At 54.9% G+C, this 19,860-nt stretch carries 18 protein-coding genes; 4 read left to right on the plus strand and 14 right to left on the minus strand.

From position 1 onward, the window contains the following. Positions 1–5: 5 nt before the first annotated feature. Positions 6–1,142, minus strand: coding sequence for a patatin-like phospholipase family protein (locus DS906_RS01755; protein ID WP_113788543.1), 1,137 nt, complete (start codon positions 1,140–1,142; stop codon positions 6–8). A 367-nt stretch (positions 1,143–1,509) separates the two neighbouring features. Here DS906_RS01755 and DS906_RS01760 point away from each other — a divergent pair, with 367 nt between their 5' ends. The 3 genes from DS906_RS01760 (at position 1,510) to DS906_RS01770 (ending at position 4,678) form a co-directional block, all read left to right on the plus strand. Beyond that, a complete protein-coding gene (locus DS906_RS01760) occupies positions 1,510–2,661 on the plus strand; it encodes an aromatic ring-hydroxylating dioxygenase subunit alpha (RefSeq protein ID WP_113788544.1) in 1,152 nt (383 codons plus the stop codon). After that, complete coding sequence (locus tag DS906_RS01765; RefSeq protein ID WP_113788545.1) at positions 2,658–3,533, plus strand: ABC transporter six-transmembrane domain-containing protein; 876 nt, start codon at positions 2,658–2,660, stop codon at positions 3,531–3,533. Before DS906_RS01760 ends, DS906_RS01765 begins: the two co-directional genes overlap by 4 nt. Before the next feature lie 83 nt (positions 3,534–3,616). Then, positions 3,617–4,678, plus strand: a complete 1,062-nt coding sequence (locus DS906_RS01770) for a ferredoxin--NADP reductase (protein ID WP_158541264.1) — start codon at positions 3,617–3,619, stop codon at positions 4,676–4,678. Between the two features lie 26 nt (positions 4,679–4,704). Here DS906_RS01770 and DS906_RS01775 read toward each other — a convergent pair whose 3' ends face one another. The 7 genes from DS906_RS01775 to DS906_RS01805 form a co-directional block, all read right to left on the minus strand. Then, positions 4,705–5,241, minus strand: coding sequence for a TetR/AcrR family transcriptional regulator (locus DS906_RS01775; protein ID WP_158541265.1), 537 nt, complete (start codon positions 5,239–5,241; stop codon positions 4,705–4,707). Positions 5,242–5,493: 252 nt separating this feature from the next. Next, positions 5,494–6,876, minus strand: coding sequence for a DUF1501 domain-containing protein (locus tag DS906_RS01780; RefSeq protein WP_199528440.1), 1,383 nt, complete (start codon positions 6,874–6,876; stop codon positions 5,494–5,496). Positions 6,877–6,880: 4 nt separating this feature from the next. After that, complete coding sequence (locus tag DS906_RS01785) at positions 6,881–8,653, minus strand: DUF1800 family protein (protein WP_113788548.1); 1,773 nt, start codon at positions 8,651–8,653, stop codon at positions 6,881–6,883. A gap of 166 nt (positions 8,654–8,819) precedes the next feature. Then, positions 8,820–9,251, minus strand: a complete 432-nt coding sequence (locus DS906_RS01790) for a DUF2141 domain-containing protein (protein ID WP_113788549.1) — start codon at positions 9,249–9,251, stop codon at positions 8,820–8,822. 18 nt (positions 9,252–9,269) lie between these two features. Beyond that, positions 9,270–9,488 (minus strand): hypothetical protein, encoded by a 219-nt coding sequence (locus DS906_RS01795; protein ID WP_147235141.1) that lies wholly within the window; start codon positions 9,486–9,488, stop codon positions 9,270–9,272. 224 nt (positions 9,489–9,712) lie between these two features. Next, positions 9,713–11,131, minus strand: a complete 1,419-nt coding sequence (locus tag DS906_RS01800; protein WP_113788551.1) for an MFS transporter — start codon at positions 11,129–11,131, stop codon at positions 9,713–9,715. Between the two features lie 209 nt (positions 11,132–11,340). Next, complete coding sequence (locus DS906_RS01805; RefSeq protein ID WP_113788552.1) at positions 11,341–12,405, minus strand: hypothetical protein; 1,065 nt, start codon at positions 12,403–12,405, stop codon at positions 11,341–11,343. A gap of 747 nt (positions 12,406–13,152) precedes the next feature. Here DS906_RS01805 and DS906_RS01815 point away from each other — a divergent pair. Next, positions 13,153–13,764, plus strand: coding sequence for a TetR/AcrR family transcriptional regulator (locus DS906_RS01815; RefSeq protein WP_113788554.1), 612 nt, complete (start codon positions 13,153–13,155; stop codon positions 13,762–13,764). Between the two features lie 314 nt (positions 13,765–14,078). Here the strand turns inward: DS906_RS01815 and DS906_RS01820 are convergent, their stop codons facing one another. From DS906_RS01820 to napG, 6 genes are all read right to left on the minus strand, one after another. Beyond that, complete coding sequence (locus DS906_RS01820) at positions 14,079–16,385, minus strand: fatty acid cis/trans isomerase (RefSeq protein WP_233494650.1); 2,307 nt, start codon at positions 16,383–16,385, stop codon at positions 14,079–14,081. A gap of 275 nt (positions 16,386–16,660) precedes the next feature. Then, on the minus strand, positions 16,661–16,918 hold the full coding sequence (locus DS906_RS01825; protein WP_113788556.1) for a hypothetical protein: 258 nt from the start codon (positions 16,916–16,918) through the stop codon (positions 16,661–16,663). A 14-nt stretch (positions 16,919–16,932) separates the two neighbouring features. Continuing rightward, complete coding sequence (locus DS906_RS01830) at positions 16,933–17,634, minus strand: NapC/NirT family cytochrome c (protein ID WP_058272027.1); 702 nt, start codon at positions 17,632–17,634, stop codon at positions 16,933–16,935. A 29-nt stretch (positions 17,635–17,663) separates the two neighbouring features. Continuing rightward, positions 17,664–18,101, minus strand: a complete 438-nt coding sequence (locus tag DS906_RS01835) for a nitrate reductase cytochrome c-type subunit (protein ID WP_199528442.1) — start codon at positions 18,099–18,101, stop codon at positions 17,664–17,666. A 12-nt stretch (positions 18,102–18,113) separates the two neighbouring features. Then, the gene (gene napH, locus DS906_RS01840; protein ID WP_113788557.1) at positions 18,114–19,031 is read right to left on the minus strand and encodes a quinol dehydrogenase ferredoxin subunit NapH; all 918 of its coding nucleotides are present in this window, start codon (positions 19,029–19,031) and stop codon (positions 18,114–18,116) included. Continuing rightward, positions 19,028–19,846, minus strand: coding sequence for a ferredoxin-type protein NapG (gene napG / locus DS906_RS01845; protein WP_113788558.1), 819 nt, complete (start codon positions 19,844–19,846; stop codon positions 19,028–19,030). Before napG ends, napH begins: the two co-directional genes overlap by 4 nt. Between the last annotated feature and the right edge of the window lie 14 nt (positions 19,847–19,860).

The following is a 19,860-nucleotide window of genomic DNA, read 5'->3' on the forward strand; positions in this document are numbered from 1 at the left end:
CTTCGTCACTGCCACTCCTGCGCATCATAGATCCACCCTTCCCTATGCTGTCCGGCCCAATAACCGATCGCAAACAGTTCGGTCATGTATTCGGGGTCGAAGGGCTCTTGCGGCTTTCTTTGAAAGTCCTTGGGAATATAGGTGATGTTGGCTTGAAACCCGTCCCGGCTCGCAAGGGTCAGGATGCTTTCGATATTGCCAAGGCTTTGCGAACGAATCAGCATTTCGAACGCGCGGTTAGCCACTGCGGTTGCATTTCCGGGCAACGGATCAAAACTCGGTTCCAGCGTTTTGTTGTGGATCAACCAAATGCTGTTTTTTTGGTTGCTCAGCCCCGCGTCCTGCAACAGCCGACGCATCTGCAAGTCGTAAGGGTAGGCAAAAATCTCGCGGGTCAGCCCACCATCCACATGCAGTTCTTCGCGTTGTACTTCGCCATTGGTCACCTTGATTGTAACGGGTTGGAACACGACAGGTATCGAGACCGAGGCTAGAATTACGTCCCGGATCAGATCCCGTGCGCCCGGTGTGTCGGTTTGGGCGATCGCCCCGATGTTCCACAACACCGGACGCTCCGCGTCGATGTTGGTGGTGCCTATCAAAAGCTGGTGGCCCAATCTGTGCTGCTCCGCGATCTCGCGGATCAGATTGTCGGTCAGTTCTTGCTTGATTGCCGCTTTCAGTGGCGTTGCTTTGGATAGAAAACCGCGCCCAAAGACGGCACCCGAAACGTCAAATCGCACGACATCCCGGGTAGCAGTTTCAGTGTAGAACCGCTTCAGACGGCTGTCATATTCCGGACCGAGGAAAGCAAAGGGCGCAATCAGCGCGCCAATGGAGATTCCGGTGACCACATCAAAGGACGGGCGTGTGCCCTTGTCGGTCCAACCATTTAGAACGCCAGCCCCAAAAGCGCCGTGCTGGCCGCCGCCTGACAGCGCTAGAATGTTCAGGCCTTGTCTCTTTGGAACCTGTGCCAGCGTCTTGCGCATATCCGCATTGAGGGTTGCCAGACGGTCGCGGCTATCATCCTCGAAATACCGGCTGTCCGAGGCTACGCCAACCGGCAGAAAGGTCTCGTAATTTTCGGGCGTCGGCGTAAGTGCTGACCGATCATAGCTGTCGGCACAGGCGGTTAGCATCAACACGACGGCTAAATTGACGCAAATCTTGAATGAGGCATTGGGAATTTGTCTGTCTCGAAAATGGTGCCCCTCTGTATCGTGGCAGGCATTATTTGTTGAGTGCTTAATCCCCGCGCGTGCCTTAATCTGGTTGTAACGTTAGGTCATGCGCAAGATGATACCGATCGAAACAGCGGACATTGCAAGAGTGCGCTTACTTGCTTTGGTTGACCATAATCTTTAAATTGTCACTATTGACAGTTGATTGCTGCTTGCCTATCTCGTTTCAAAGCACCGTAAGATCGGGCATGTGGTAACCACTGTCGCTGAGGTCAAAACGTTTAGCTTGCCAACCGTGAAGACGACGGCCCTAGGAGGGGACAGCATGCCACAAATGTACCATGAGTTACCTGCAGAGGCGTATACATCGCAGGAGTGGTTCGACCGTGAACAGCGAGAGATATTCTCAAAAACATGGCGTTTTGCCGGCTTTATGGAAGATTTGCCCGAGCCAGGCCATTATCTTTCGGTTCAGGCGGGATTGAACAACTTGTTCATTGTCATGGGGAGAGATCGCAGGCTGCGGGCTTTCCACAACATCTGCAGACATCGGGGCACCCAATTGATCCGCGCCGTGGGAAAGACCCAAAAAGCGCTGACCTGCCCCTATCACGACTGGACCTATGATCTTGAGGGCAACCTGATCTCGGTCCCGGATGAGCATCGCGAATATAAGTCCGTCGATAAATCCTGCCTTGGCCTGAAACCTGCTTCGGTCGATATCTGGAAGGGTATGTTGTTTGTGCATCCCGACCCAAACGCAGGGTCGATCATGAAATGGTTCGGCGACGTGGACGATAAGGTCGGACCACACGTGCCAGAAGAACTGGTGGAACACGAGGACACCTCGAACACCTATGAAATCAAGGCCAATTGGAAGATCATCGTCGAGAATTACATCGACGTCTACCATCTGAGCCACCTGCATTCGAACACCCTACAAATGTATGACCACGCCAATGCGCAATATGGTTGGTACGGGCCGCATTACATCTTTTGGGAACCGCCGGTCGAAGAGTTCGCCAAAGATCAGAACAAAAAGCTTCAGATGCCGCGGGTTGTTCCCGAAGATCAGAATGGTGCATGGGTGCCGATGCTGTTTCCAGGGGTCGGAATTGGTGCGTCAGAGGACGTGTGGAACGTCTTTATCATCACCCCCCTTGCTCCGGACAGGACGCGGATTCTGAACCGGACGCGTGTTGCCAATGCCTCGGGCTGGGAGTTTTCGAAACAGGCCACCCGGTCGGCGTCTTTCTGGAACAATTTTGGCATCAAAGGCAAATATGACGGCGATGATGCGTATGATGAAAATGATCCGATGGCCTCGGGCGATTTCACGCAAGAGGACATCTATGCCTGTGAGCAGCAACAGAAATCCCTGACGTCGCCCTATTTCGAGGTTGGTCCAGCCGCAGTTGGGGAAAGCCCCGTGGTTCAGCACCAAAGGGTCGTTCGCGATTGGTTGCAAGAAGAATGATCAACTCCGACGACCGGTTGTCGATTGCGACCTTGCTGCGGGTCTTCCGCACAAAAATCGCAACGACCTGGGGTCTGACCCTGGTTGAAACGGCGTTGTTTACCCTCCTTCCCCTGTTGATCGGCTATTCAATCGACGGTCTGTCGAATGGGGACTACACGTCGTTCATCCATTTCGGTGTTGCGATGGCAACGCTGCTGGTTGTGTCGACGTTGCGGCGTATTTACGACACGCGGGCCTATGGCACGATCCGCGTCGAAATGGGAAAGGCGCAGGCCGAGCGGGATGCAGGGCGCGAGGTCTCGGTGCTGAATGCTCGTGTTCTGATGGCGCGCGAGCTGGTCGATTTTCTGGAAAATGAGGCCCCTGAATCGATGGGTGCAATCGTGCAGGTTCTGGTCTCGGTCGGTATTCTGATGTCCTTTCACGGCGCACTTGCCACCGCCGCAGGGGCCGCTGCGGTGATTATCATGATCATCTTTACCTTGTTTTCGCGTCGCTTCTTCCGCCTGAATGGGCTGTTGAACCACCAGTCAGAAAGACAGGTGACTGCGTTGCAAAGCATGGATCTGAAAAAGATCGGCCAACACTTGTTTCGATTGCGCACGCATGAGGTTCGATTGTCGGATTCCGAGGCGTTTGTCTACGCTGCGATTTTTGCTGTCTTGCTCAGCATGCTGGCCTTCAACCTGTGGTTTGCAGCGACGCAAAGCGGGGCGACGGCAGGGCAGATCTTCTCGGTTGTCACCTATTCGTTCGAGTTTGTGCAATCGGTCGTGGTTTTACCGATGGTCTTGCAAAGCCTCGCGCGCTTGTCCGAGATCACCGAGCGGATCAACGCACCGGCATCGAAACAGGGTGCCAATGCCTAATCCGTTCAATTCTAACACCCGGCCCATATCGGGCATCATCACACATCCTGCCCATTCGCATGGCACGAATTTCGGAGGCTCAAATGACCAGAGATTTTCACCCGCTTGAGGTGCTTGAAACGCGCAATGAGATCGGCGGGCAAGCCAAATCCGTCATGTTCGACGTGCCGCCACATCTGGCCCAAGACTTTGCCTGGCGTGCTGGTCAGCACCTGACCCTTCGCTTTTGGATCAAGCGTGAAGAGGTGCGCAGAAGCTATTCGATCTCGTCTTCACCCGTTTCAGGGGACCCGCTGCGTATCACAGTTAAGCGGGTGAAAAAGGGGCTCGTCAGCAACCATATCAACGATACGGTTCAACAGGGTGATGTGATCGACGTCATGCCGCCATTCGGCAGTTTTTGTTTGGATACAGACCCGGAAGAACGGCGCACACACTACTTCTTCGGGGCGGGCAGTGGCATCACCCCGTTACATTCCATGCTTCAGTCTGTGCTTTTGGCTGAACCGTGGTCGGTTGCGCATCTGGCCTATGGCAATGCGAGCGCGGACAGTATCCTGTTCAAAGATGAGTTTGCCGAATACCAACAGGCGTTTTCTGAACGCCTGACAGTGCATCACCTTCTGTCCAAGCCCTCAATGTGGTCCAGTTTCGCCTATTGGCGCAGGGGTGTCATCGATAAGGATGCGATCGATGCGCTGATCACGGAAAATCCGCCGTATGCCCAGAATGCCCAGTACTATATCTGTGGTCCCGGCGGGATGAACAAAGCGGTTAAAGACGCGCTTATGTCTTTGGGTGTGCCCGCCAATCGGATTCACATGGAAAGCTACGGCGGCGCGCAAGACACCGATGACAGTATCAAGGGCGTTGATGCCATTGTGGACATAACGCTGAACGGTCAGCGACAACCGGTTCAGATGGCATCTGGTCAGACGATCTTACAGGCTGCTCAACAGGCGGGGTTGGAGCCGCCGTATTCCTGCCAGTCTGGGGTCTGCGGCGCGTGCCGGTGCCAGTTGAAAAAGGGCTCGGTTCATATGCGGGCGCGCACCGCTTTAGATGATAATGAGATCGCGAAAGGTGCCGTGCTGTCCTGCCAGGCGGTTGCCACGATGGACAAGCTTGCGGTCAGTTACGATTAACCCGGCCATTGGCCGGGCCGTCGCCGTCAGGGTTTTTCTTCCAATGTTTCAGCCAGTTTCAGCGCGGCGAAGTAGGACGAATAACCCCATGTTTTCGGCGGTTTAAGCGGAACGAAAGCATCCGTGGTGATAAACAGGTTTATGATTCCGTGCGCGACGATCTCACAGGCTTGTTTGTCGGCTTTTGGGTGTGAGGCAAGAACGATATCTATTGCGACCTTGTAAAAAGCCTCCATCGATTCCAGTAGCGGCTTACGAAGCTCTGGGTAGATCTCAATCGAGTTGACGAGCGCCTGGTAACAAATGTTGATCCGGGGATCCATCTCACCGTCAGAGTTGAACAGGGCCTCGATCAGATTGCGGACATCGGGATGTTCGTCCAGCGCAACACGCAATGTTTCGGTCTGTTTGCTGAACGTTTCGACGACATGCTCACCTAGCGCCAGAACCATTGCTTTGCGGTTGCCAAGATGATGCCGGATCAGTGGGCGCTTCAGCCCGGCTTGTGCCGCGATATGTTCAAGTGTGGCGCCTTCGACGCCGTAGCGAACGACGCACGACATAAAGGCATCAAGGACTTCTTTTTTACGTTGATCTTGTACCGAGGGGCGACCCATGCGATTACCCTTACACAGAAACAGAATTTTAGAGATATCTTAGTTGAAATTGACTGTCAATACTGATAGTCAATTTAAGTTTAGAGTGTCTACCGCTCTCCAACGCTTTCTGCATTAGTGCCCATCGTTCCAGACGTCTATCCAACGCAAGCATTGTTCAAGCTTCCCGGTGGGGCGAAGTGTTTGAGGGCGGTGGGTCTAGGTGAAAAGCCCAAGCCTTTCTCCTCCCGCCACATCCGCAAATCTGTTGAGATTTGGGAACAGAGTGTTCAGTGCCGAAGGTTGTACACCAAACCAAATAGATAGGTCAGCATAAAGTTGATCGGTCGAGGTCGTCGGAATCAAAACGCCGTCGCCCACATCAAGCGCGTTGTCGCTGGCCAGGCCAAGTTCGGGGTAGTCCCCCAGAATCTGCCCGCCTTTGACAGCATTGCCCATAACTAGGGTATTGCCGCCCCAACCATGATCCGTACCGTTGCCATTCGACGTCAGCGTCCGGCCGAAATCTGATCCGGTGAATGTCACGACACGATCGGCCAACCCCATGTCGTCAAGCGTTGCCTGAAAGGTGCCGAGCGCTTCGGACAACACGCGCAGCATGCGGGCATGAGTCGCCAGCAACTCATCATGATGGTCCCAGCCGATATAGCGCACAAAGAATGTCTGCTGATCGTGGCCCAATCGGTCCGAGGCAGCAATCGTTTTGGCGACCATGCGCAATTGCTGTGCAAGGTCCGAGGATGGGAAGGACCGGGGTATCTTGATCCCTCGGGTCGCGGATTTGAACGTCTCGTGTTTGGACTGCGCGTCACGGGTCAGGTTCAGGTACGTCTCGCGGAAAGGATCGCCGTTTTGATCAGCGTTCATCATTCGGTTGAAGCTGTCCAAAAGCAGGTCGTTGAGCGGACTTTTCTCTTCTTTCACGTACAGACCGACGCTGCCTTTGTCTGTAATTGCATATGGCAAGTCGATCTTGCCGTTCTGCGCAATGTTGTTTCCGGCCAATGAGATGTTCATGCCGATCTCGTGCGCCGATTTTGAGGGCTGTAAGTCATCGGCAAAGAACCCGAACCATCCGTCGTTCACACGCAGATCCGGGCGCGAGGTTTGCCAATGTTTGAACTGGTCCGCGTGGCTCAGCAGTCCCAAGGGAAGTGCGGCCGAACCGTCATAGAACTGCTCTTTCCGGACCTGTTCGACCAAGGGCCCAACATTGGTGACAAAAGAGAGGCGCCTTTGATCGAACAACTCGGCCACTTCGGGCATCGAAGGGTGCAGGCCAAAGCTGCGACCCAGCCGATCTTTGGGCGTATCCATGTCCAGCAGCTCACCGCGCGAAAGGGCAAGATTGGCCCGCGTTTCCGAGTATTGGCCGTGCGCAATTTTGTCATTTGGCACCAGCATGTTGAAGCTGTCATTGCCGCCATCCAACATAACAAAAACAAGCGCCCTGCGGGCGGGCTTGATCATTCCCGTCCCTGCTTGCGCCAAGCCGGGCAGGGAGGCACCCATCATTGCGCCAGTTGCGGCAACACCGGTCGAGGCCAAGAACTGCCGGCGCGTAAAGGATTTGGTCAGCATGGGCTCAGGCCTCCTGCACGGTGAATTCTGGGGAAACGGCAATCATGAAGGCGATGGTCTGCACCACCCATTCGGGATTGTCCGCATACTGCACATAGGCTTGCTTGATCCGTTTGCGCACTTCGGCATCAGTCCGACCGGTCAACAAGATTGATATGCGGTCGATCAGCTCATCATGGCGGCCTCGGTTCTGTGCGATTTTGATCTCTTCGCTCAGGTCGAAGCGCAGCGCGTTCTTGGAATTGGCCCATAGCGTATCGGGGTCAAACTCCATCACCATCATCTGCTCGGGGCCCGAACCGATCTGGGTCGAGACCAGCGGCAGGTAGCCACCAAAGAACCAGTAGTAGATGTTGTTGACATAAGCGACCGAGGTCGCGGCCGTGTGCAGCTCGAACTCGGGCGCGCGAAGGCCCATTTTCTGCAATGCGCCATGCGGGGTGAAATCGGGTTTGTAGAAATTGAACACCGTGGGCGCGGACAATGGATGCATCTGCAGCGCCTCTTGAATGTCATCACCCAGCAGCCACAGCTTGCCGGTCTGGTTATGTGCTCCAAACGCAAGCAGAACCTGCGTGACGCGATGCAAGGGCGATTTCAGCTTTTGGGACTGTACTATCTTTGTCGGGGATTTGTATGCCGAAGGCAGACGTTTGGCGGCAACCTCATTGGTCAATGGGTAGGTCAATATTGTGCGAACCGCGCTTTTCAGATCTCCGTTTGGACCAAATGCCCGGGACACCGCTTCGACATAGGCGGGCGAGGGATTGGAGGTGACCAGCCGGTTGATCAGATGGGTTGCGATGAACGGCGCGGTCGTAGGGTGGGCAACCAGTTGTCCGATGGTCGAACGAATTTCTTTTGGGCCGGACTGATCGCCGGGCAGGGTCAGACGACCGTTCAGCAGGGATTTTGCGCCGCGGTCGTGAAAGGCTTCTTCCACGATCATCGGTTTTGTGGCGTCGATGAAGGGCACAGTCTTATAGGCATTTTCGACCCCGTCATCAAATTGGACGGGATAGCCGTTATAGCTGCTTTCCCAGAACGATGTGTTCCACTCGTACTTATAGGCCGCAGGCAACAAGCCGGTGAAGACCCGAGCCAGTTCCTTGATGTCGCGATTGTCATAGGTCGGGATCGGATCCCCACTGGCATCCAGTTTTTCCGTGCCATCGGGGTTCAGCTCGAACAAGCCAATCGAAAACAGCTGCATGATTTCACGCGCATAGTTTTCATCCGGATGGATGTTCTTGGCCTCGTTCGCCTTTTGATTGGTCATATGCGACAGGTAGATACCCATCATCGGGTGCATCGACACATCGTACAGAAGGTCTGAATAACTGCCGAACGCGTGCTTATAGAGCAGGTCATAGTAATTCGCCATCCCGATGGCATCCAGCTCCAGCGATGACGCGTCCGAGATGACCAGGATCTCGGACAGTGCCTGCGCAACGCGTTGGCGCAGCAGGTCGTCGCGTTGCGTCAGGGTGTGGTTCCACCAGGCCATGTGGAAATACCATTTAAAGGGCAGGGCGGGGTTGTTGCCGTCGCCGTTGATCGCCCATTCGCCATGTGCGCGCTTCAGGCGTTTTCTGAAGCTCTTCCAAATCTTGCGAGTGGATTTTTCGAACGACCCTTTGTTTCCGATCGAGGCGTTCATCTGATCATCCAACCAGCGTTCCGGGCCGGTCTTGCTAACCTGATGCAGTAACCTCTGATCGGCCCCAAGCGTGGCCTGCATCAAGAATCGACTGGTGTCTTCCAGGGATGATTTCATGGTGGATGGCGGTCCTTTAGATCTGACGACAGCGGCTGCGATTACAATATACTGTCATGGACGACAAAATAAAACTTAGCCCCGCCGTTTCAACCCGAAGAATTCGATATCCGCAAAAAAAATGCCCCGTTTCCGGGGCAGTTGGGGTTAAACTTGTAGGGTAGCTTTAGTTTGCGTAATTCATTTTCAAACCAAGCGATGAGGTATTGCCATCGTATTCGATCGCCGCGTCTTCGAACGCCGGCAACGATCTGACACCGGCGCCCTTGGAATAAGCCCAACCTTCTTGCGGGATCGGCCCTTTCATCTCGAACTGGCCGTTATCGTTCTGGTCATGGTGTATCATGATCGCAAGCTGTCCGGGTTTCTGGTTCTCGAGCGTTCCGGAAACCGTGCTACCTGAGGCCGGGATCTTCGCGTAGCCCACGATTTTCGCCATCTGGCTTTGGTCGAACGCGGTCTTATCGTCAAAGGCCAGGACGTGGATGACGCCCCCGCGTCCGGCGTCGACACCAGTGATATCGATCTGTATGTCCCCGGCCGTAGCCTGAGAGGCCGCCAGAGCCATAAGGCCAGCGAAGAATGCAGTCTTGATCATTGAGTTTCTCCTGAACAGTTAACCAATGTAAATTCCGAACAGACGCCATGCGAGATCCTGCACGACGTAAAGCAGCCCGAAGGCGAACCACATGATCGTGATGGCGTAGAAAAGCGGCGGGTTGTCCCGGCTGTCGATTGTTTCAATCAAAAAGGCCTGGCCGGTCATGAAGGATGAGACGGCCCACCACATGAACAGCAACCCCCAGATCGCGTAGATCTGAAACCATGTTGCCAACAGCAAACATAAGAAGATGATCCAGGAAAAGGGGTGGGATTTGAGGTATTGCATTGAACTTCTCTATCTATTTTCGGGGTTTGTGCCCGCATCAAAGTGGGCACGACGAAGGGATACCTCTGCCTCACAAAACTGCGTGGCTTTGAAGAGGGTGTTTAACATTCTGGCTTGCCGCCATTGCAGATCAGTTGAAGTTCCGTCCACGCAGGCGACCTGCCAGCTGTTTAGTCATGGATTGCCTGAAGCTGGTCGAACTGCGCCTTGTCCAGCCGGTAGAACATCAGGGCAACAATCGAGGCCATGTATATGAAGAGGCTAAGGCAGGCGTAGTTCCATCCCAGTGCACGGGTGACCTCGGGGGTCAGGTTCGATTGGTCTGGCGCTTCCGGAAAGCCAACATATGCCAGAAACATTCCGGAGATCGCTAACCCGCCAGCCGTACCCGCCTTAAGCACGAATGTGATGACCGATGTGATGATCCCTTCGTTCTGGAAACCGTTCTGGCTGATACCCAATTCAACGACGTCCGCCGTCATCGACGTCAGCAGAGACGTGGTCCAGACAATCAGTATGATTTGCAGAATGCCGTGAACAAACAGCAACCAGATCAGAAGCTCGGTGCCATTTGCAGGGAAGAACCCGATTTTACGCAGCACGTAAGGGGCGACACCGACAATTGCCGAGAGGATAGACAAGTATATGGCGCTCGATTTTTTGTCGCCGGAACGTGCGATGGGTTTCAGGGTGACGCCCGCTATCAAAGCGCCGATCAGGTTGGCCATCAGGATCAGAGCTATTTGGTCATTGTTCAGCTCCCAGAAGAACGAGGTCAGGTAGGTCCACAAAGCTGCTCCGATCCCGGCGCCCACGGCGAAAACGGCCGAGCTGACAAAGATGGCAAGTAATGCGGGCAGCTTGAAGGCCGCCAAAAACTGTCTGAAGAACCCTGAGATGCTGTAAGTCGCCACATGCGATATATCCAGCATTCTATTCTGCCATTTGCGCGTGCCCAATGCGGTGACAGTGATAGCCAGCGCTATGAGGATTGCGCCGACAAGGCCTGCTTCCTGATAGCCGGCCTGGTTGAGGATTCCGTAAGGCATCGTGTCGGTCGGAACCAACCAGATCACATACATCGCGATGACCATGACCTGACCGGCAATCCATGTGACCGAGACCTTGAGGCCAGACAGCATGGTTCGTCCGCCATAGTCCTTGGTCAACTCTGGCACCATCGCATTGTGTGGTACATCAAACAACGTCATCGCCGTCCGCAGAAGGATCGTTGTGATCAGCAGGAACCAGAACAGTTGGGTCTCTGAGGTCAGTGCCGCAGGTGGGTTCCAAATTAACCAGAAAAGGAGCGCGACAGGTATGATCGCCGCGTAGATGAACGGGTGGCGCTTGCCGGCACGAGAACGCGTGTTATCCGACAAGTAACCGACAACAGGATCCGACACAGCGTCGAACATAAGAGCAATAAAAAGCGCAAACCCCACCGTCTCAGCCGGAAGGCCGATGACCAGATTGTAGTAGATAAGCAGGAAGAAGCTAAGACCGTTCGACAAGATGCCGTTGGCGATGCCGCCTGCCCCGTAAAACAGCTGCATGCTGACCGGTGGGCTTTCAGTACTGGTATTCATATTCTCCTCCGGAACTTCTTGCAGCAAGATGGTGAGTGACCGATCACTCAAAGCAGATCACAAGGATAATTTTTTGTCAAAGGTGTTAGACAATGGTGCCTAACAACCGCGTTTGAGAAGCAAATGACCGCCGAAGCAATAGGCAACAAGCAGCGGCCATTCGCGTAGTGGAGTGCCAATCCCGACCGCATTCGCGGTCGGGTGCTTGATCAGAAGTTATGCGACAGGCTCACACGTACAGCGGTGCCGGAAACATCCCGGATCTGTAGGCCCGCGTCAGGTTCGTTCACATCGCCAAGCGTACCATATGTGACATCAACCAGAATTCGGGTCTGACCAATCGAGTGAACGGCACCCAGCGTGATACCTTTGCCGCCGCCTTCGTAGTCGAAGCCAACAAAACCGCCTTCAGGTTCCGAGCGGGACAGAATGCCGTAGAAGTACCATTTCGGGTTCAGCAGGTAGCCGACGCCAATTTGGTAGTCGACCGAGTTTTCCGCAAATTCCGCAAGCGGACCGCCAAGAACCGGAGACTCTACGGCGACATCATCCCAGTTCCTCCAGCGGATCGATCCAAAGGCACCCCAAGGGCCCTTGATCGCACTTTGCACGTTCAATGCGACTGTCTGAGGGGTGCTCAATTGCGTAGTCACGTCAGATGGCGAAAGGGGTTGCAGCTGTTCGACACCATCCAGATCGTGATCGATTTCCGAGTAGTATGTCAGGTCAGCGCGAAACGCGATCGACGGGATCTCATACGCGGCACCCACAAGGAACCCGGGGTTGAAGTCACCCTCGGAATCCAGCGAGTAGCTGAGAGAGGGATTGATCAGTGCACCGCTGAAATCGTTAATCTTTTCGAACCGTACTCCAGCAAAGGCACTGAAATTTTCATTGAATTTGTAGCGCGCCATCAGGGCGACTTCGGTGCCGCGATACCGGACGTTGGTGCCAGCAGACGGAACGCCGGTACCGGTTGGGTATAGTAGCTTATAGTTGACCGAGTTGAAGCCGTGGATTGCGACTGCCCATTTGTCGCCTACGTCCTGTTTGTAGGCCAGGGACAGGCCGCTAATGCTGGGTGTGACGTTACCTGTTGGCTGTCCGAACTCAGTGCCTTCGGTTTTTGAATCGGCCCATCCTCCGGTGATCTCGACATAGCGGCCCTGCTCAAAAAGGAACCGGTTTACCGACGGAAACCCCTCGATCCCGCCAGCAAATGCTGGACTTGAAATCAAGCCCGCGCCCAATGCCAATGTTGCAATTTTCTTCATTCTTCCCTCCCTTTCCTCGGCTTTGTGTCTTTAATTGTGCCGAGGGGATCTGATGTGACCGTGGCGCAAGGGCGCTTTGGCCTGTTTAAAGCGCCGTGGTTTGCGCATGGTCGTGCAACCATCGAATGACGTTTCTTCAAAAAGTTGCGTTTCCGGCCTGTGGAATTGTTTGCGGTGCAGTAGGGAGGCGCGCAGCGTGTACCCGTCGCAATTACATGCGATGGCGAAATGTGGTCTTCCGTTTGAATGCAACGCCGCGCCCCTGATGTGGGCCGCTTTGCAGCAGGCAATACCAATTGGTTCGGCGAACAAGCCGATTGCGCGTTTTTTCATAGTCCCTGTCGTTTTTTGCAGCCCAGTCTTAGGCCGGGTTTTTGGTCTGATTATTGCGGTGCAAGTAGCCCCGGGCAGACACCTCCTCGTTGCTTAGATGTTTTGATTGGCGCGCTCCTCCCGGGTCTGCGCCGCGTTTCGGAACAACTGTTCTGCGCGAACCCTACCAACGTCCCGAACGTATTCTGGATTGGTCATGGATTTGCCCCTGTTGTTTGCCTGCTGGCTATTTGTTTGTCTAATCTGACAGCTATTTGTTGCACATAGCTGACATCTTTTCAATACGTTTGTATTGTACGTTTGAATTGGAATTTTCTTTCGTGGCAAACGTTGTATTTTCAGGGCTTTGATCCAGTGCTCATAAACACCAAGGTTCCGCTCACACTTTTGCGGGATTTGCGCTAGGAAAGGCCGATGACGCAAAATTTGACAGAGAATCGGGCCAAACAGCGCGACAGAAACCGAGAACAGAAGCGACGCGAACTTGCCGAGAACGCAATTGCGACAATTGCGCGGGCTGGGTATGCCAACACCACCTTGCGGGATATCGCGGCCTCGACCGGCGTGTCGCTGGGCAAAATACAGTATTATTTTCCCGAAAAAGAGGGGTTGCTGTTGTATTGCGTAGATCTGTCGGTCGACCGGTTCACGTCACAGCTGAACGAGATTCTAGATGCAGAACTAAGCCCACGCGAGGCACGCGGTGCCTATATCGAGCTGTTTGCCCATTCGATCATCAACTATGCGCATCTGCACAGGCTTTGGTATGACATCCGCAATCAGGCTATGTTCGATGGCCAGCTCAGGCCGCGAGTTGCTGACGTCGAGGCCCGGTTTGTCGCAATTTGTGACGAGCTCGGAAAAAAATTTGCTGTCGATGATGTGCGTGGTGTGGAAATCTATGTGACGCTGGATGGCGCCTTTCGGTATTACATCCAGCAAAGCATAGCCGGGATGCCAAACACGGCCGAGGACATCGCGCAGCACCTAAAACGCATTATAGGTTACCTGACGGGTGAAAAGTAAGTTGCGGACCAATACTCCGCCGTCTCGCTATTCGCTTTCCGGGGCTTATGTTCGTTCTGTTTCCGCTCGGGTTGAAGACAAGGTTTCCCGCCGATTACCTGGGGCCGACCGAGTTCTTGCATGCAGTATATTGCCATGACAGAAAATAAAGCAAACGAGGCCGCATTGGCTTTGCAAATGCTGCACCAACCGCGTTTGCTGTGCTTACTGCTACTTCAGTTTGGGCCGATGATGTGGCGCAGGTATTAGGCTTTCTTTCTGCGTCGAGTTGACAGAGTGCGAATGATCAGGCGCCCCTGTTTCAATGGGCTGACTTAGTTGTTTTCAGGATCGCTATCGGATCGAGGGTCCTTATATCGGTTCAGGTCCAGCACGCCTGCCTGAATGGGGTCGCTTGCCAGAAACATGGTCATCACCTGATCGCTGGTTTCCCAAAACCCCGGGCTTGTCCTGCGCAGCCCATAAGTGGCTACGATATCGATCCATTCGGCCTGCGACCGCACCGATTTGAGGTCGGTTACAAAGGACGCCAGCTGGGCTTCCTGAAGTCGAAAGTAAAAATTCGTATAGCTTCCGATCACCCCCGGCAGAATGGTCAGCACGTCGGCTTGCGGATTCCTGCGATCCTTTTCTTCAAACAGGAACGCCACATTGTAATGAGCCTTGTCGTGGAGCAGCGAATAGAGAGATGTGAAACCATCTTCTTTGTCCACCAAAAGCAGGGAAACATCTGACAGATACCTGACCCAATCGCCGGTTTCATTCGCAATGTCGCGCAAGCTGTTTACAACTTCTGCACTGCCATTCGAACAGTCGGCCCCTTTGCATCTGTTGATCGTGTCCTCGACAGCCCAAAGTACGTTGCCACGATTTAGAAGTTCCAGAAGGAACTCTTGCTTTGGCGTGTCCGTTCTAAAATCTATGCCAGTTGGAAAACTGTCATCGACACGACGCCGGTGCCAATAGGTGTGCAGCTCGGCCAGAGCTCCTTGGTACCAGGTTTTGTGCATCTTTTGCCTGTCGCCGCGCGGCATGAAGTTCAGGAAAGTGTCCTCACTCTCCATCCGCAGCTCGTCCATGTATAACCGGGTTGAAAGCTGGTGTTCGAGGCGACCGAATACATCAAAACCTGCGACCAAATCGTAATAGATGCGTTCGAACACCGGATAATCGATAACCCATGCGGTTTCCGGGATACCGCCGTGGAACCCGGTCATGGCAGAGGCATTGTCGAAATGGCGAAACACGGTAATCAGCGCCTGGGGATTGGTGCCCTCGCCATCCCAGATTGCGTCATATCCAAACCCGTTTTTGTGCGCCGCGCTGTTGCGATATCGGGCATCCCGGAACTCAAGATACTTGATCTGGTTTTCATGGGACATTCCCAGAAGGTCCCCCAAAAACCCTCCATTTGCGGTACCCACCGGCAATTCCAGAAAGGCCGCTCCGTCCGCCAAAAAGCTGGTGTCTGTGACGGACAGATCGGCATCCGGATCAAGGAAACTGACCCAGAACCGGTCTTCAATCACGTCAACGGCGGTTTCGCCGTGACAGACCGGTCCGCGAATGAAGCTGCGCACATAAAACAACGCGTCATCCAAAAGAAACTGATAACGGCTGCGGGCCGGTATGTTGGCAAAGGTGCTGAAGGGGTTGCCGCCTTCGTCTTCTCCGTACGCAGGCAAGTCGGTGACGGACCAGGCCGGATCAAGGAATAGCTGCTTGTATCGCGCCAAACGATCCAGCCCAAAGCTATAGACCAGATGATCTTTGTGCACGATCGTTTCGTCGAATGCCTGGAGGCGATAATAAAACGGCCTTGGGCCGGGACTATCGAAGGGACGGCGTGTCGCGATGATCTCGATCTTTGATCCTGGCGGGCTGGCGGACCGCACCAGCTGAAAAAACTGTCTTGGATTGTCGGTTGGAAAGTGGAGGCGCGCCAGAAACAGATGCTCGTATATATATCTGCTTATCAATTGATGGCGCAGGTCGGGCGCGTTCAGAAAGGCCTCCCATTTTGTGATCTGATCCTGAACGTCCTGGGGGATTTCTGGTGTGGCCGCTGGCAAGGGCGCACCTTTCTTTAGCCATGACATGAGGGTCTGGTATTCTTGTTCACTCAGTGGAGCCGTGGCGTAGGGCATTCCCGCCCTTGGGTTTGCCGTTCTGAAGGCGTCGAATTCCTGCGTTGTAGGGCAGGTCAAGGGGCGATCAATCGACAAACCAAGCTGGGTTGGGACAGGTGCGTTAGCCGTCAAACCGACTTGCCGGCCGAGGTTAAGAGAGCGCTCTAACAACGATCCACCCGCGCCGGTCACTTCGGATGACGGAAGAACGGAAAAGAACCCAAGATCCCGCCACCCGGGAATTGTGTGCGCGTCGATGCCAAGCCGTGTTGGTTGCGCATCTTTTAGTCGTTCGGAGTGGTAGACCGCCTCTTTACTGGCGCCGCGCAAAAGGCCAGCAGGGGATGTCAGCTTGAGTTGGCAGGGCGCGTCGTAGCAACTGTGACAGACCACGCAGCGGTGGTTCAGGATATCCTGCACGTTGGCCCAGTCCGCATTTTCCAGCTTGTCGCCATTGGTCGCGCCGGGTGCTGCTGCATCTGACTGGGCCAAACTTTGGTCAGCAAACAAAAATGCAATAAAAGCCGCAAAAACAAAGGTCAAAAGGCGCCAATTTTGTAATGTTCGCAGCATAGATGCCCCCGTCTGAATGGTTTGTTTTTATTGACCATCACGCCAAGCCCAAAGGCCTAAACAGGTTTATACTACTGAATTGATTTCGTTTGTCGCGTTTCCTGAACTTTTACGTTGAGGCACCGGTGGGCGTGTTTGCCGCGGTTTCACCTGCGGCAAAGTAGATGTATTTGGAGCTTAGATCGCCAATAGTGTCAGACCGTTGCACCCATGATGCGTATGGCCGATCCCACGCTACCAGCGCAAAGGCCAATGCCAATTGCGATCAACAGCTCAAATGTATTGACCGTGGCAAATGAACCATGGGCGAATACGAAGGTCGCCAACACCCCTACAATGCCCCCCATCAATGCGCCCAGCCAAACGCGGCGTGTCATCATTCCCAGAGCCAGCCCAAGGATACCCGGCAGACTGATGACGTTGGCCCCGATTGTTCCCAGAATTTCCAGCATGTCGTGTCCCTTTTTCAGTCTGCCCGAGTGCTCAGGAATGACTTGATGTCATCGCCGTCAGCCGCGGCCTGTTGTTGCAACGAACCCTGCGCTTTGCTGGCCAAGGTTTCGGTCACTTCCTGATACCGCTCCTGATAGCCGGGCGGCAGGCTATGGGCGATGCCCTGGTGGCAATCGATACAGGTCATGTTTTCATCAATGGCGCGTTGGTGCTCAGAGGCAGCGCGCGTTTCCTGCAACGTGAAATCCATATAGTCGAAGTTGTGGCAATTCCGGCACTCGCGACTGTCGGATGCCTTCATCTTCTTCCAGACAGCGGTCGCCATGCTCAGACGATGCTCTTCGTATTTCTCGGGCGTACTGATCGTGCCTGCCAGCTCGTGATAGACGTCCTTGACCGCCATGATCTTGGCTTTGATCTTGTGGTTCCATTCATGCGGCACATGGCAATCGGAACAGATGGCCCGCACACCAGAGTGGTTGTTGTAGTGGATCGTCTCACGGTACTCGCCCAGATTGGTCTCCATCGTATGGCACGAGGTACAGAACTCCTCTGTATTCGTCAGCTCAAGCGTCCAGTGGAAGCCGCCCCAAAACAGGATGCCAGCCAGAAATCCCGCAAGGATCAGAAAACCCGAGCTAAAGGCAACCGCCGGGGTCCAGATCCAGTTCCAGATGCGGCCAATCCACCCGCGTTTTTCAGGAGAGTCTGCCATGTTGGTGCTCCTTTCATTCTTGCGTTGGATTAATTGCCCGAGGACGGTTGAAAGACGTTGTCAACCAATGGCGGCGCGTCCGCCTGCGGCACGTGGCATTGGTTGCAGAAATAACGGGTGCCTGCAATGTGATCCAACTCGTTGCCGTCGCGATCCAGATAGTGCGTCATTGACAGCGTCGGCGCGTTGCGCTCCCCGGCTTTGGTCCAGTCGTGGCAGGACAGGCACTGATTGGTGCGCGTGTCGATCTGGTATTGCTCGATCGAGTGCGGGATCAGCGGCGGTTGTTGGCGATAGTTACGCTGCATGCGCCCTTCGACGTTCTTGTGGATCTGTTCCAGGGGGATCAGTTCATCGACATCGGCACCCCGCAGGGTTTCTACCTGAGCTGATTGCGCAAGGGCGAACCCGCCCAAGAGCAAAACGGGGATAAGGGCTGTAAGGCCTGTTCGGGTTGGCTTGTTCATCTTGGCACTCCCTCAGATAGGTCTGGCTGCGCGCGGATCGGGCGCGGGAACTGGATCAGTAGGTGCGGCGACCTTGTCGTCGAACCGGTGAGTAAATTTGAAAACGTCGACGGCGCACACGTCGATGCAACGAACACAGGTGGTGCAGTCAGGGGAAAGGATCAGTGGCGTGGAACCCGGCTTGCCCTTAAGCGCAGGGGAGATGACCTGATTTTCTGGACAAACGGCATAGCAATCCATGCAATCATCGCAGGCTGTCCGGTTCGCAGCGCTAACTCGCAGCAGGCCTTTCGCGCCAATCAGGCCATAAAACGCGCCAACCGGGCAGATGTGACCGCACCAGCCGTGCCGCGCAACGAACAGGTCGAACACGAAGATGGCAATGATCATGGCCCATACAAACCCCGCACCGAAAATCAGCCCGCGATGCAGCATGGTGATCGGATTGACCAGCTCCCATGCGATCACGCCTGTAGTGCCCGAGACGATCAGGACAGTGGCCAGCACCCAAAGGCGGGTGCTGCGCTTGGGTTGCCAGCCTTTCGGCAGGTCCAAACGTCTGTGCACCCAGTTGGCTGCGTCGGTGACTGGGTTGATCGGACAAACCCATGAACAATAGACGCGCCCACCAATCAGAGCGTAAGCGGCCAGAACGATTACACCACCGATCAGGGCCGTCCATTCCGGCCAGTGTCCGGCGATTGCGCTTTGCATCAGGATCAGCGGGTCGGTCAGCGGCAGCACGCCCAGCGTCAAAGACCCCGCAAGCGTGCCTTGAACGATCCAGATGCCGCACCACGGTCCCAATAGGAACACCGCCAGAAAGAGCAACTGGCTTGCGCGGCGCAGCAGCAGGTATTTGTGGGCGCGCAACCTTCCTCTTTCTTGGATAGCCTCCATTCCGACCGGCATATGTGTGCGTGCACTCATTGCCCGACCCCCAGCAAATCATATGTGGGGGCGAACCCGCCCGGTGCGGCAAGGTTGTCCGTGCCCGGCCCAGGCAGTCGGTCCGGCAGATCGATGAGGCCTTCAACTAGGGGACCGCCTTTGGCCTCTTTCTCTTCCCAGCCTTTGCGGTAGTGATCGGCACTGCTGCCGCGGGCCAAACGTGCAGGCAGGACCTTGATCGCGGCCTCGGGCAGAACACAGCTTTTCTCGCACATGCCGCAGCCTGTGCAGTGGTCCGCATGAACTGTCGGGATAAACATTGCGTGGTGGCCTGAACGTTCGTTATGGGCTGTTTCCAATGTGATCGCCTCATCAATCACAGGGCAGACGCGATAGCAGACGTCGCAGCGCAGGCCGAGGAAGTTCAAGCAGTTCTCCTGATCGACAAGGACGGCAACGCCCATCTTGGCATCATCAATATTGTCGAGGGCCGGATCCAATGCACCGGTGGGGCAGGCGGCCACGCACGGGATGTCGTCACACATTTCACAAGGCACATCCCGCGCTGTGAAATAAGGCGTTCCAGTAGCAACCGCATCCACGCCCAATTCTGCCAGTTTCAATGTGTCGTACGGACAATCCCGCACGCAAAGCCCGCAGCGAATGCAAGCGGACAAAAACTCCTTTTCGGGTAAAGCGCCGGGGGGGCGCAACGCTTCGGCCGGCAACGCACGGGCATCGCGGGCGAGCCAGGCCAACAATGACCCGGCGACCACGCAGCCGCCCGACGCACGCGCCGCATCCTGCAGGAAGCGACGCCGTTGCGGCGAAAGTGGTGTACCTTCAGAGGGCATGGGGACGACCTTTG

The organism is Ruegeria sp. A3M17 (assembly GCF_003318255.1).
Taxonomy (GTDB): domain Bacteria; phylum Pseudomonadota; class Alphaproteobacteria; order Rhodobacterales; family Rhodobacteraceae; genus Ruegeria.